General features: G+C 62.0%; 10 protein-coding genes. 9 read left to right on the top strand and 1 reads right to left on the bottom strand.

Annotated elements, in window-relative coordinates; all coding sequences use genetic code 11:
• Positions 1-15 precede the first annotated feature (15 nt).
• The 9 genes from VN634_10445 (at position 16) to VN634_10485 (ending at position 12566) form a co-directional block, all read left to right on the top strand.
• Positions 16-441, top strand: coding sequence for a hypothetical protein (locus VN634_10445; protein ID HXC51292.1), 426 nt, complete (start codon positions 16-18; stop codon positions 439-441).
• A gap of 18 nt (positions 442-459) precedes the next feature.
• Complete coding sequence (pip, locus tag VN634_10450) at positions 460-1473, top strand: prolyl aminopeptidase (protein HXC51293.1); 1014 nt, start codon at positions 460-462, stop codon at positions 1471-1473.
• 147 nt (positions 1474-1620) lie between these two features.
• On the top strand, positions 1621-2853 hold the full coding sequence (locus VN634_10455) for a hypothetical protein (protein ID HXC51294.1): 1233 nt from the start codon (positions 1621-1623) through the stop codon (positions 2851-2853).
• Positions 2850-6674 (top strand): tetratricopeptide repeat protein, encoded by a 3825-nt coding sequence (locus VN634_10460; protein HXC51295.1) that lies wholly within the window; start codon positions 2850-2852, stop codon positions 6672-6674. Before VN634_10455 ends, VN634_10460 begins: the two co-directional genes overlap by 4 nt.
• A gap of 195 nt (positions 6675-6869) precedes the next feature.
• Positions 6870-7832: an NAD(P)-dependent oxidoreductase gene (locus VN634_10465; protein ID HXC51296.1), complete on the top strand. Its 963-nt coding sequence runs from the start codon at positions 6870-6872 to the stop codon at positions 7830-7832.
• A gap of 51 nt (positions 7833-7883) precedes the next feature.
• The gene (locus tag VN634_10470; protein ID HXC51297.1) at positions 7884-9095 is read left to right on the top strand and encodes an acyl-CoA dehydrogenase family protein; all 1212 of its coding nucleotides are present in this window, start codon (positions 7884-7886) and stop codon (positions 9093-9095) included.
• 9 nt (positions 9096-9104) lie between these two features.
• Complete coding sequence (locus VN634_10475) at positions 9105-10262, top strand: acyl-CoA dehydrogenase family protein (GenBank protein HXC51298.1); 1158 nt, start codon at positions 9105-9107, stop codon at positions 10260-10262.
• 18 nt (positions 10263-10280) lie between these two features.
• Positions 10281-11375, top strand: a complete 1095-nt coding sequence (locus VN634_10480; GenBank protein HXC51299.1) for an LLM class flavin-dependent oxidoreductase — start codon at positions 10281-10283, stop codon at positions 11373-11375.
• 216 nt (positions 11376-11591) lie between these two features.
• Positions 11592-12566: a hypothetical protein gene (locus VN634_10485; GenBank protein ID HXC51300.1), complete on the top strand. Its 975-nt coding sequence runs from the start codon at positions 11592-11594 to the stop codon at positions 12564-12566.
• 191 nt (positions 12567-12757) lie between these two features.
• Here VN634_10485 and VN634_10490 read toward each other — a convergent pair.
• A partial coding sequence (locus tag VN634_10490; GenBank protein ID HXC51301.1) for a hypothetical protein occupies positions 12758-14405 on the bottom strand: 1648 nt, incomplete at its 5' end.

A 14405-nucleotide genomic window follows, 5' to 3' on the forward strand; every position in this document is an offset into this window, starting at 1 on the left:
GCAGCGGCAGGGAGCATGACGTCGATCGACACGCTGGCGGCAGCTTTCATCGATCTCACGCTTCCCAAGAAAGAGTGGACTCATCTGGCGCATCTCCGCGTCGGCCTCTGGCACCTCCTGCATCATTCGCCCGAGGAGGCACTGTCGCTGCTGCGCGTCCGCATTCGTACGCTCAATGAGAGCCACGGCGTCGAGAACTCGGAAACCGGCGGCTATCACGAATCGATCACGCGCTTCTACGTGTGGCAGATCGGGGAGTTTCTCGAAGCGGCCGGCCGCGAGCGGCCGATTGACGAGCTGGCTGCCGAGCTCATCGCCGAGCACGGCGACAAGAACCTGCCGCTACGCTACTGGAGCAAGGACCGGTTGATGTCGCGTGATGCGCGCGTCGGCTGGGTCGAGCCCGATCTCGAGCCTTTGCGGGCGCCGGCGTTGAAGTAAAAGGCAGTGGCAGGTTTCATGAGTCGTCGATCTTCGCGCGCTCTCGAGCTTTTTCCCGCGACCCCGCCGTACAGGAGCGGCCGCCTGCAGGTCTCTGATCTGCACAATCTTCACTTCGAGGAGTACGGCACGCCTCACGGAAAACCGGTCGTCTTCCTGCACGGAGGTCCGGGCGGCGGCATTCGGCCCGACTACGCGCGCTACTTTCACCCGAAGAAATGGCGCGTGATTCTTTTCGACCAGCGAGGCTGCGGCAGAAGCCGGCCGCACGCGGAGCTTCGCGAGAACACGACATGGGATCTCGTCGAGGACATCGAAAAACTCCGCATCCATCTCGAGATCGAGCGCTGGTGCGTGTTCGGCGGAAGCTGGGGCAGCACGCTCGCACTCGCGTACGCGGAAAAAAATCCACAGCGCTGCACGGAGCTGATTCTCCGCGGGATATTCCTGCTCCGGCAGAGCGAGCTTCACTGGTTCTACCAGGAAGGCGCAAGCCACCTCTTTCCGGAGGAGTGGGAGAAGTACCTCGAGCCGATCCCGGTTCGCGAGCGAGGCAATCTCATTGCCGCCTATTATAAGCGTCTCGTCAGCAGCAACGCTGCGACGCGACGGAAAGCGGCGCGCGCATGGACTTTGTGGGAGGCTGCGACGAGCAAGCTCATCGTCGACGAGGAGTTCCTCAAGTCCTACCGGCGAGCACGCTTTGCCGACGCGTTCGCGCGCATCGAGGCGCACTACTTCATCAACCGCGGCTTTCTTCGCCGCGACGACCAGCTGCTTCGCGATACGAGGAAGATTCGCCACATCCCGGGCGTCATCGTGCAGGGGCGCTATGACGTCGTCTGCCCGATGCGGTCGGCTTGGGATCTGTCGCGCGCGTGGCCCGCGGCGGAGCTGGTCGTGGTGCCGGATGCCGGGCACTCGATGACCGAGGCCGGCATCCGCAGCGCGCTCATCGACGCGACGGAGCGGTTCGGCCAGGCTTCCGTAGGTACAGGCTTTGCGAACGTGTGCTCAAGAGGAGCGCAATGAAGGTCGCGAGGCCCGGCGACATTCTGTTGCATAGCTAGTTGGCGCATCGGCGTGGCGCGTTCGACCCCTAAAAGAAGCGAAATAGACGTACGTCAAGCTTGACGTACGTCAGGATTAATCTAGTATGCCTCGCGAGGTGTATCTTCAATGGGTGATTTGAAGCCAATGAGGGCAAACCCGGGGGGTGAGATCGCCCCCGAGTACGCGGTGGGCCGGGGACAATTGGTAAAAAGGCTATGGGAGACGATCCGCAATCAGAGCGTCGTCATGGTGGCGGAAAGACGCATTGGAAAAACGACAACCGTTAAGAAGATGCGCGCCGAAACCCCGAGCGGAATGCGCCTAATTTATCGGGACGTTGAAGGGATCAGTACACCGCTCGAATTTGCCGAATCGGTGGCGAGAGATGTTGAAGCCAGTACCGGTCCGACGAGCGCCGCGATGCTTAAAATTCGGCGACTCCTCACTCAGTTGGCCGGGGCTGAAGTTGGCGGGGTCCTTAAGTTCCCTCCGGAGATTGCGCGGCACTGGAAAACTCTCCTCGAGTCGGCAGTCGGGACGCTTACGGAGGACGCTCCCACCACGACCTATGTATTCACATGGGACGAACTACCGCTGATGCTCGACAATGTCCGCCGAACCTCCGGCGAGGAAACGGCGATGGAGATACTCGATTGCCTCAGGTCGCTACGGCAAGCTCACTCGAACTTGCGCATGATTTTCACCGGGTCCGTCGGATTGCATCACGTCCTCACACGACTTCGGGATGAAGGGCATCTTAACGATGCGACGAATGACATGCGCACGATGGAAATCACGCCGCTGAGTCCGCAAGACGGATGCGACCTAGCGCGTGCCCTTATACTCGGCGAAGGCTTGGAGTGCGGTGACTTGGCGTCAAGCGCTAGGGTCGTGAGCGATCAGGCGGACCATATCCCGTTTTATATTCATCACATCGTGGCTCGCATGCGGGACTTGGGAGACGTTGCCACCGAGGAACTCGCGCTCCGCGTCGTCAGGGAGGCGCTGATGGATGCGCACGATATTTGGCACCTTGAGCACTTCCGCGCGCGGCTCGATGAGCGTTACGGGGCCGACAAGCTTCCAGTTGTGTTGGCCATTCTTGACCACGTAGCCGTATGTGAGGAGCCTGTGCCCCTGGCCGTGCTATCTCGGCACATCAGATCAACTCTCAAACGGCCGTCTCAGGCAGCATCTTTCGTCGGCAATGTAATCGATGGCGATGATGAGGCGCTTCGCAGGCTTCTGGACCTACTACAGCGGGACCACTACCTACGACGCGAGGGCAGCACTTTAGGCTATGAGTTTCGGTTCTCTCTTATTCGCCAGTGGTGGAAGCTTCATCGGTCTCTTGCATGAACGGGACTTTCTTATCTCGCTTTACTCCTAGCCTTCTTCCGCCTGAGGCGCTTGAGCAGATGTTTGTTCAGCGCTCAAAGTTAGCAGAAACAATTGTGATGGGCGTGCGTGAGAGCGCTCTAACCGACAATAAGCACTACTTCTTGGTGACGGGTCCACGTGGTATCGGCAAAACTCATCTCGTCTCATTACTCGTTCACCGAATACGTAATGACGACGAGCTACGAAAAAAACTGCGAATCGCTTGGTTACGTGAAGAAGAGTATGGCGTAGCCTCGTACCTTGATCTCCTTCTGGTCACGCTGCGTGCCCTTCGCGAAGGAGAAGGTCTCGACGAGCTTGAGGCAGAGGAGAAACGCATTCGAGAGAGTCGAGATGAGGCCGAAGCTCGAGACCAAGCTGAGAGCGTCTTGGTTGATGTCGCAAGTGAGCGTCCTGTGCTGATCGTCGCGGAAAATCTCGATGAGATTTTCCGTGGCCTTGAAGCGAATGGTCAGTATCAATTTCGCGCTTTAATTCAGAATCATCCGGTCTTTACCATCCTGGGTACCGCGCAGAGTTTGTTTGATGGCGTAACCAATCGCGATCAGCCTTTCTATGGGTTTTTTGACGTTTACCAGCTCGACGAGCTGACGCTCGAAAGCGCGATCTCCCTAGTTGCTCGTATCGCCGAACATCACGGCAATGCTGAACTGGGTCGCATGCTTTCAACGCCTCTGGGCCGAGCGAGGATGAGAGCAGTGCATCATCTCGCCGCCGGAAATCCACGGGTGTACGTAATTTTCTCACAGTTCTTATCCGCCGCTTCTCTCGATCAACTCGTCAAGCCATTGCTTCACACCCTCGATGATCTGACGCCCTATTATCAGGGCCGAATGGCTTGGCTAACGCCTCAGCAACGGAAAATAGTTGAATATTTGTGCGAGCGTCGCGGCGCCGTCACTGTCAGCCAGCTTGCCAAGGACAACTTCATAACATCGCAGACAGCGTCTAGTCAGCTGCGTAAACTTGATGAGCAAGGGTACGTCAGATCCTCACCGCACGGTCGGGCATCGTACTACGAGTTGCGTGAGCCGTTGCTGCGTTTGACGTTAGAGGTGAAAAAGCTTCGAGGTGCGCCAGTTCGATTGATCGTAGAGTTCTTGCGCCTTTGGTATTCCGAACGCGAGCTTGCCCGCCGGCTGAGTACGATCGATGACTTGAACGAGAAGCAATATGTTGAAGCTGCGCTCGAGCTAAAGCGTCGAGACGGAGACGATGCGATACGTAAGGCGTGCAGGGCGGATTTTGATAAACTCGTGGACGCTGGAGAGACACTTCGTGCGGTAGGAGTGGCCGCGGAGCTTCTGGAGGTCAGCGGCACCGTAGAAGACTATGATCGCGTGATTTGTATGAAGGGTGCCGACGACGAGTTGGTGGCGACTGCACTCCTCAGAAAGGCTGTGGCACTAGCTGCGAGTAACGATACTACAGCGGTGGCAATCTATGATGAGGTTATCAGCCGTTTTGGATGTCGCGCTGAAGTTGCGCTTGCCGAATCTGCAGCAAGGGCATTCATAAGTAAGGGGGGACTGCTTGCTGCTGCGAATAAGCCCCACGATGAGATCGCTGTCTACGATGAGGTCGTTCGACGATATTCCAAGTCATTGCAATTCCCGCTCGATGTGCAGGTTGCAGAGGCTCTGTTTAGGAAGGCGGTTACGCTTTCTGAGATCGGAGAGTCGATCAGCGAGATCGAAGCTTACGACCAACTCATTCGACTGTACAAGGGACGCTCCGAGCCGGAACTCGCCGGTCGAGTAGCTGTTGCACTGGTAAACAAAGCCGCGACCCTAGGCCAACTGGGGCATCACGTAGACGAGGTCGCGGCGTACGACCAAGTGATAGCACAGCCGGGGGACATGTCGGACGTGCGACTGGCGGAACCCGTAGCGCGCGCACTCCTGCACAAGGGGATATCGTTGTATTCACGCGAGCGTTTGGCGGAAGCAGTTCGCGAGTACGACGAAGTTCTAAGCCGATTTGGTCAGAGGTCTGAGCTCCAACTTCTTGTTCAAGTGGCAAGAGCGCTAATCTGTAAAGCACATATTCTTGGTTTCTCGGGTCGCGACAACGAAGAGATCGAATTGTACGATAACGTCATTGAAAGGTTCTCAGGTAGGCCAGAACCTGCCCTTGCCGAGGCAGTGGCAAGGGCCCTGGTTAATAAGGCGTTAACGCTTGCTTCGCTCAAACGCAACGACGATGCAGCTGTCACATTCGATGAGATTATCCACCGATTTGAGGATTCGAGCGAAGCCGCAATTATTGAGCACGTCGGCGAAGCCCTTCTTGGTAAATCAATGGTCCTTGCGGTCGCAGGTCGTCGGCAGGAAGAGATCAAAAATTACGACCAAGTGATTCCGTGGTTGGAGCGCCATCCGAATCTTTCAGAAAAGGAGGCTCGCGCTCGCTTAGGGAAAGGCATTGCCCTTGCAGCTACAGAGCATCTCGACGATGCACTTTCGGCCTACGACGAAGCGATCCGACGTTTCGCGCATCACCAGAATTTAGATCTTTCCGAACCACTCGCGAAGATACTCGTAAACAAAGCCATCCTCCTTGGGGAAATGGGGCGTTCCCAAGAAGAGATCGGAGTTTATGACGATGTCATTCGCAAATACGTACATCGGCAGGAAATTGCAGTCGCGGAGCCGGTCGCCAGGGCAATGCTGCACAAGGGAATCACTCTCCAGCTACTGATGCGCCTCGACGAAGCTCTTGATGCCTACGACGACGTCATGCGAGCATTTGCCAGCCGCTCCGAGCTGCCGTTAAGACAGGCAGTCGAGCGGGCGCTCGTAAATAAGGCCAGTATAATGGGTTCGCAGGGGCGTTTTGACGATGCGGTTCAAGTATACGACGAATACTTAGCACTGTACGCAGATCGGCCTGAGCATACATCCGCATCGAGGTATGCTCGGGTGTTGTACAGTAAGGCAATCGCGCTGCGTTCTATGAAACGCCCCGCCGATGCTATGCGGGTCTATGACCAGATCATAGAGCGATTCGCGGGGAGTTCTGAACCCGGAGTGTTGGAGCCCGTTGCCCAAGCGCTACTTAATAAAGGCAGAGCACTCTCGGCGGTGGGGCGCTTGAGTGAGTCGATATCAATCTTTGATGACGTAGTGGGAAAGTTTGGCAACCGCTCAGAGCCGTCAATGGTCGATATTGTCGCCAGTGGGCTAGGTTCCAAGGCTGCTTCGCTCGCTCTATTGAATCGATCTGACGAGGCGATCGCCACGTATAGCGAAGTTATCGAACGGTTTGGAAATCGACCCGAACCATTTCTTGCTGAAAAAGTAGCGAACGCGTTGTTCGGAAAGGCCTTAGAACTAGCGCTGTCACTGAAGGTCGCGCAACTACCTTCTCTTCTAGAAGACGCGGTGGTGCGGCTAACGACAATCGATGCGTCGTCCGCTGACATGGGTTTCCTCCGATATTTGCTCCGACGGACGCACGACGTTGAGCAATGGAATCGCTTAGTTCGACCCCTCGTAGAGGCCTTCCGGAAGCACAATCGTTTATCCGCCTTGGGCGTCGGACTCGTACGTTCAATCTCCCAACTCCGCGAGCGTGGGTCTGAACCCGATTTGCCTTCTCGGTGGTTGGGAGTGTGGGAGAATGCATGCGGATCCGACGAGGAGATGCAGATATCGATGCGCATTCTAAAGGCGGCCGTCGCGTATCTGGAGCGCGGGGATCAACCAGCTCTACATGCGTTACCTATGGAAGAACGGGATATTCTCGAATCCGTATTGTCGGATCCTCAGGACTCGTAGGCCCCACGAACTACGAATCATCACGCAGTTCTACGTGGGACGATTCGCCCCTATCGACCGGTGCGATCGTCCGTCACTAAGGCAGCAACTAGTTTACCCTATGCTACTGTTGGAAGGATCCGCTGTGTCGAGTGAGGCCCGTTTTGTCGAGCCGGACCTGCAGCCTCTGCGGACGCCGTCGTACGGAGGACGCCGATGAACGTCGTCGTCACCGGAGCATTCGGCAACATCGGTAGCAATGCGGTCGCCGCGCTGCTCAAAAAAGGACACCGCGTGCGCGGCATCAGCCTCGATCCGGAGCGGGACCGCAAAGTGGCGGACAAATTCGCAGGCCGCATCGAGATCGTCCGCGGCGACGTTCGCAGCCGCGCCGACATGCTCACGGCCGTGGAAGGCCAGGATGTCGTCGTGCATCTCGCGTACGTCATTCCTCCGCTTTGTCTCGAGCAGCCGGAGACGTCGCGGTCGATCAACGTCGACGGCACGCGCAACGTGATCGAAGCCGTGCGCCGCGCCGGCGAGAAGACCGGAAAGACCCCGCGGCTGCTGTTCGCGTCAAGCCTCGACGTGTACGGCCACACGAGCCATCTCGAGCCGCCGCGGCGCACGGACGATCCCGTGCAGGCAACCGACATCTACACGCAGCACAAAGTCGAATGCGAGCAGCTCGTGCGCGAGTCGGGCCTCGTGTGGTCGATGTTCCGTTTCGCCGACGTGCCTCCGATCGCGATCCGCGACCCGCACCCGATCATGTTCACGATCCCGCTCGCGCAGCGCTTCGAAGTGATCCATCCCCGCGACGCGGGACTCGCGGTCGCGACGGCGGTCGACTGCGAGGAGGTGTGGGGCCGAGTCCTCAACATCGGCGGCGGTGCGCTCTGTCAGGTCACGTACGGCCAGTACCTGTCGGCTTTCCTCGATGCGATGGGCATCGGCGCGCTGCCGCCGCAGTGGTTTTCGACCAAACCGTACTGCACCGACTGGCTCGACAGCGAGGAAAGCCAGCGCCTGCTCCGGTACCAGCGCTACGGTTTCCAGGACATCGTGCGCGAAACGGCGGCGCTCATGGGCTGGCGCCGTCCGCTGGCGCGGGCGCTGCGGCCGATCGTGCGCTGGCGCATCGGCAAGCTTGCCAAGCTTGCAGCGTCGGATAGTTAGTCGCTACGACAGCTTCGAGGGCGCAGCGGCACGCGCTGCGCGGAGGAATCCATGGCCGACCGAGTCGATACCGCCGAGCAATCCGAATTCCGTGAGTACTGCCGCCGCTGGCTCGACGAGAACCGGCCGAAGCCGCCGTCGTTCCGCCTGCCGCTGTCGGCCATCGAGGTCATGACCGAGAACCAGTTCCGCTACCTTCACGACTGGCAGAAAAAATGCCACGCCGCCGGCCTCGTCGGCAGCGACTATCCGAAGGAATACGGCGGACACGGGCACAAGGGATTCCAGCAGATCGCGACGCAGGAGATGGGGCGCGCCGGCGTACCGTACATGCTCAACGTGATCGGCCTCGGCATGGCGGCGCCGACGATCCTCGTGCACGGCACCGAAGAGCAGAAGCGCCGCTATCTTCCGCCGCTGCTGTCGTCGGACGAAATCTGGTGCCAGGGATTCTCCGAGCCGGGCGCGGGCAGCGATCTCGCCAACGTGCAGACTTCGGCGGTGCGCGACGGCGACAACTGGATCATCAACGGTCACAAGGTCTGGACGAGCCTCGCGCATTTCGCGAGCTTCATGATCCTGCTCGCGCGCACGAGCTCGGACGACAAGTACAAGGGTCTTACGTACTACATCGCCCCGATCGCCGGCGCGCGCGGCGTGACGGTACGCCCGCTCATCAAGATCACCGGCGAGACCGGCTTCAACGAAGTGCTGTTCGAGGACGTGGCCGTGCCCGACACGCTGCGCCTGGACGAAGTCGGCAAAGGCTGGACCGTGGCGATGACGACGCTCACGTACGAGCGCGGCGCGGCCGAAGGCGCAGGCTCGGGCGGCGGCATGTCGCTCGACGAGCGCGTGCGCCATCTGGTCGAGCTTGCGCGCGGCGTGCGGCGACCCGGCGGAAAAACCGCATGGGACGATCCGGTGGTGCGCGACAAGGTCATGCAGCTTGCGGTCCGCGCGGAGGGCCTCCGGCAGACTTCGCGCCGCGCACGCGTCGAAGGTCTGTGCAGCGATCCGCTGCGGCTGCCGCTGCAGCAGAAGGTTCTCACGAGCGAGCTCATCCAGGACATCGCGGCAACCGCGCTCGAGATCGAAGGCGCGTGGTCGAGCCTCTACCTCGGCGACCGGCGCGCGCCCGACGGCGGCCAGTGGCCGCTCGCGTATCTGAACTCGTACGGCTTCACGATCGCGGCCGGCAGCAACGAGATCCAGCGCAACATCCTTGGCGAGCGCGTGCTCGGCATGGCGAAGTCGAAGTAGGCAGCGGCGATGGCACAGCCAAAGAATTTCGGATTCGGCAGCGACGAGCAGATGGTTCGCGATCAGGCGAGCCGCTTCCTCAAGGACCGCGTGCCGGTGGACAAGCTTCGCACGCTCGTGGCACGCGACGAGAAGGCCGCTTACGAATCGGACGTGCAGCCGGCCGCGTGGGACGAAAAGCTCTGGCGCGACGCCGTCGAGCTCGGCTGGACCGGCCTCGGCATTGCCGAAGAACAAGGCGGCGTCGGCCTGCCGCTGGTCGCGCTCGCGGCGGTATGCGAAGAAGCCGGCCGCGCGGCGCTGCCGTCGCCGCTCGTCACGACGCTGTGCGCGACCGAAGTCCTCAAGGCGTGCAACAGCGAAGCTGCTCGGGCTGCGCTCACGACCATCGCCGGAGGAAGCGCCGCCGCGCTTGCGACGCTCGGCGAAGCCGTGTCGTGGGAGACGGCCGACTCCGACGTCGTCGCCAATGCTTCGGGTAGCGGATTCGCGCTGAGCGGCACGGCACGCTTCGTCCAGGATGCGCGAAAGAGCGGCTTCTTCCTCGTCGCTGCACGTGCGGACGGCGGGACATTGCTCGCGCGCGTTGCCGCCGATGCGCCGGGCCTTGTGATCGAGCCCGACCGGATCACCGATCTCACGCGCGACCAGGCGAGCCTCGCGCTCAAGAACGTCGACGTGAAGGCCGCCGACGTTCTGGCTGCGCCCGGTTCGGCCGATCACGCGATTGCCGCCGCGCTACCGTCGATCCTGACTCTCGTGGCTGCCGACATCTGCGGCGCCGGCGAATGGCAGCTGCAGACGACTGCTGAGTACGCGCGCACGCGCAAGCAGTTCGACCATGCGATCGGATTCTTCCAGGCCGTCAAGCATCCGATCGTCAACATGATGATCGACATCGATCGCGCGAAGTCGCTCGTCTATGCGGCAGCGTGCGCCGTCGATCACGATCCGGCCCAGGCGCTGCGCGTCGCGCGCATGGCAAAGGCGGCCGCCTCCGACGCTGCGCAGTTCGTCTCGGGCCGTTCGATTCAGCTGCACGGCGGGATCGGGTTCACGTGGGAATGCGACGTGCATCTGTGGGTGAAGCGCCAGCAGCACAGTCAGTTCCTGTGGGGCGACGGGCCGTGGCATCGCGCGAAGCTCGCCGAAGAGTTTCCCGCCTGACGGCCGGCGCGGTGTAGCGTGACGCTGCAGGTCTGGACTCTCGGGCTCAGCCTTCCGAAGCTCGCGGCCCGCCACGCGGCGGCCGCCGAGCGCGCCGGATTCGACGGCTTTGCAGTCGTCGATTCGCAGAACCTCGCGGGGGATTGCTACGTGGCGCTCGCGCTCGCCGCGCACGCGACGACGCGCATCCGACTGGCCACCGGCGTGACCAATCCGCTTACGCGGCATCCCGCGGTGACGGCGTCGGCCATCGCTGCGGTGCACGCCGAGTCCGGCGGGCGCGCCGTGCTCGGCATCGGCCGCGGCGATTCGGCTCTTGCGCATCTTGGTCTCGCGCCGGCGCCGGTGGCGGTCTTCGAGCGCTATCTGTCGCACCTGCAGTCGTATCTGCGCGGCCAAGGAATCCCTCTCGAAGAAGCGGCCTCGCATCTTCTGAATCATGCTTCGCATGCCGGCAACAATCGCCCCATCGATACCCTGCGTCTTGCCGGAGCGCCGCCGGACAGCCGTCTTCACTGGCTGCGTCCGGGCGATGGCAAGGTCTCGCTCGACGTCGCCGCGACCGGCCCGAAAGTGATTGCGGCGGCCGCCCGCCACGCCGACTCGATCACGTTTGCGGTGGGCGCCGACATCGAGCGGCTGAAGTGGGCGATCGATACGGCACGCGCCGCGCGCACGGCGGCCGGTCTCGATCCCGACACGCTCGCGCTCGGCGCGTACCTCAACGTCGTCGCGCATCCCGACGCCAGCGCCGCGCTTCGGCTCGCCGAAGGCGGCGTCGCATCGTTCGCGCGCTTCTCGGTCATGCACGGCAAGGTCCAGGGACCGGCGGGCGACGGCGAACGCGACGTGCTGACGCGCGTTCATCAGGCGTACGACATGCGCCATCACACGATGTCGGGCGCACCGCAGACAAGGCAGCTCACCCGCGAGTTCGCCGAGCGTTTCGCGATTCTCGGCCCGACGGGCGAATGCGTCCGGCGCCTGCGCGAGATCGCCGCGCTCGGGCTGTCGAAGCTGATGATCATCGGACCGTCGGCGGGCGCAGATGCGGGCGAAGCGACGGCTGCAATGGCGAGATTCGCGACGGACGTGCTCCCGGCGCTTCGCTAGAGGTGCGAAGATCGCCGCCGGATCACCGGCGACTTCGGTTACCGGCAGGATCAATGCCGCAACGCAGCTTGCGCGCCCGAGCCCATCCCTGCCAAGATTCGACCGATCTGCCGGCGCAGTGCGCCGGACATTCGACCATCGACGGGTAGCGTTGATTTTCGCGCGCCAGCGCGCTCCGCGCGTGCGCCGCCGCGCAGACATCCAAGAGGAGGAGATATGGATTTTCGAAGGAATCTGGTCGCAGCTGTCGTGGTTGCCGGCATGCTCTCGGCGGCAACCGCATTTGCGGCCAAGGGAGACTGTGCGCAGCCGGCCAGCAACGGGTCGGGACCGGCGGCTAGCGATTGCCTCTACATCCTCAAAGTCGCCGTCGGTTCGCTGACGTGCACGCCGGCGTGCATCTGCGCGCCCAAGGGCACGCTTCCGACCTCGACGAGCGACGCGCTGCTGTGCCTCCGCAAGTCGGTCGGCCAGCCGGCGCAGCTCAAGTGCCCGTGCTCGACGGTGCCGATCGGCGACGATTTCAATGACAACAGCAAGGATCTCACGAAGTGGGGCGGAGACGGGATCATCGGCAACGGCGTCCTCACCGAAACCGGTCACGCGCTGCAATTCACCGTCGCTACGGGAAGCACCGAGGACTTCGTTACGCGCCCGTGGATCGCGAGCTTCATGCCGTACAACGCGAACTGGGAGGTGCAGATCGACCTGAAGAACCTGACCGTGCCCAGCGCCGACGACCAGGTGAACAGCTTCGGGATTTCGGTCTTCGAGGAGAACGACGATTCCGATGAGGTCTACGGCGAGCTCTATGCATCGCGTTACGGCGGCCCGCCCGCCCGCAACGGCTTCTACGGCGCGCTGTACCACGACAACGAGTTCATCAATGAAGTCGATACGACCGGCATCGACGGCCTGACGACCGGAGCGGTACGAATCACGTTCGATGCAGCGACCAAGGTGATCAAGCTGTTCTACAGCGATCTCGATCCGAGTGTCGGATACGACTGGACGCTGTACGGCTCGTTCGGCGTCGACGGATCGGACGGAGTCGACGACAACGCCGACTGGGGCATGACCAACTCGAACCGTTTCTCGCTCAGCGTCTACGGGTACTCCGAGCAGATGACGATCGCCGCCGGCAAGATGACCGGCGACAACTTCAAGGTGACCGGCGGCGTCGCGCCATAACCGGCGTCAGGGTGAGGAGGCTGCGCCAGACTTCGCGGCGCGCGCGCGTCGAGGGGGCTTTGCAGCGAGCGGCTGCGGCTGTGCAAAGCTTGCCGAAGAGATCCCCGTCTGATGCGGGGACTTCGCCCAGAGGAAGTACGCCCGGGGACGCTCGTCTCTGACGAGCGCCCCCGGGAGTTGCGATCCGCGGCTTAGTGGTAGCGGGCCCTGAACTTGCGCGGCGTATTCTTCAGCGTGTCTCCGGTCGTGAACTCGGTCATCCAGCACGCGTCGTTGCTGTTGACGAACTGAACGATCAGCGACGGCTCGATATTGAAGCGCTTGCTCTGGTCGACGGGAGTAGGAAACGGCACGTCGGCGCCGCCGACCTTCAGCCTGAGTCTCGAGTTCAGTGGCATCGGCGAGATCTTCCCGCGGATGTACTTGATACTGTCGTTGTTTCCCTGGCGGTCGGAGTACTTGATGCGACCGCTACCGATCGGCCTCCAGTACGGAGCACCAGCCGGCACCGACACGGAAGTTGCGAGAACCGGTCCGTCAACCGTACCGTCGAAGATGCATAGCGCATAGGCCGTCGTCGCCGTGTCTCCGAAGGCATCCCCAGGCAGCGGCTCTCCTTTCTTCCAGCTCCAGCGAATCGAGTCTTTCGGCACGAAACTGCTGTCGGCGATCACCAGGCGCCCGCCAGCGGCCTGGTAACAGGAGTCTGCGTCACGCACGTCGGGGTCGGACTGACAGCCCGTCTGCGAGTCGCAGGAGTCGATCGTGCAGAGATTTTCGTCGTCGCAGTCGGTGGGCCCGCCGGGCCGGCACTGGAGACCGACGCAGCTGTCTCCCGTCGTGCACGCATCGCCGTCGTTGCACGGCGACCCATTGGGCGCCGCTGCGTCTGCGGGACAACTGCTGTCCGAGCCCGAGCAGCGTTCGGCTGCATCGCACGTGGAGAGCGACGCCCGACAGATCGTCGAGGTCGGCTGATACGCGTCCACCGGACAGCTGGCGCTCGAGCCGCTGCAGTTCTCCGGGACGTCGCATATTCCGCCGGAATTCCGGCAGGGAACGGTCGATGGCTGGAAAGCATCCGCGGGACATTCGGCGAGCTCACCGTCGCAGCTCTCGGCTGTGTCGCATGCACCGGCGGCCGGACGGCACTCGACTTCCGCCGCTACGATTTCATCGGTGGGGCAATCGACGCTCTCGCCGTCGCAGGTCTCCGCTACGTCGCAGCTTCCCGCTTCGACGCGGCAGACCGTGCCCTCTTCCTTGTTGCCGTCGGGCGGGCAGGCCGGATCCAGACCGGTGCAGGTTTCCGTCTGGTCGCAGCTTCCCACGGCCTCGCGACAGACGGTGTCTGCCGGAGCCAGCAGGTCTTCCGGACACGAGGCAGAGGTGCCGGTGCAGGTCTCGCTCGCGTCACACACGCTGTCCGAAGGCCGGCACTCAAACGTATCGCTCTCGAAGACGTCCTCGGGGCAGGTTGCCGATGCGCCCGTGCAGTTCTCGGCGACGTCGCAGATACCGCCCGACGCGCGGCACTCGACGTCTACGGAGACAAAGTCGTCTGAAGGACATTCCGCCGTCGAACCGGTGCAGTCCTCGGCCACGTCGCAGATGCCGCCCGACGCACGGCACTCGGTTCCGCCCGTGACGAAGTCGTCTCCGGGACACCCCGCCGTCGATCCGGTGCAGCTCTCGGCCACGTCGCAGATGCCGGCCGACTCGCGACACTCGGTTCCGCCGGTGACGAAGTCGTTCCCAGGACACGTTGCCGTCGAACCGGTGCAGTTTTCGGCTGCGTCGCATACGCCGGCAGCCGCGCGGCACTCGGTCTCGGCCGAA

This window comes from Candidatus Limnocylindrales bacterium (assembly GCA_035571835.1).
In the GTDB taxonomy this organism is placed as follows: domain Bacteria; phylum Desulfobacterota; class Binatia; order UBA1149; family CAITLU01; genus DATNBU01.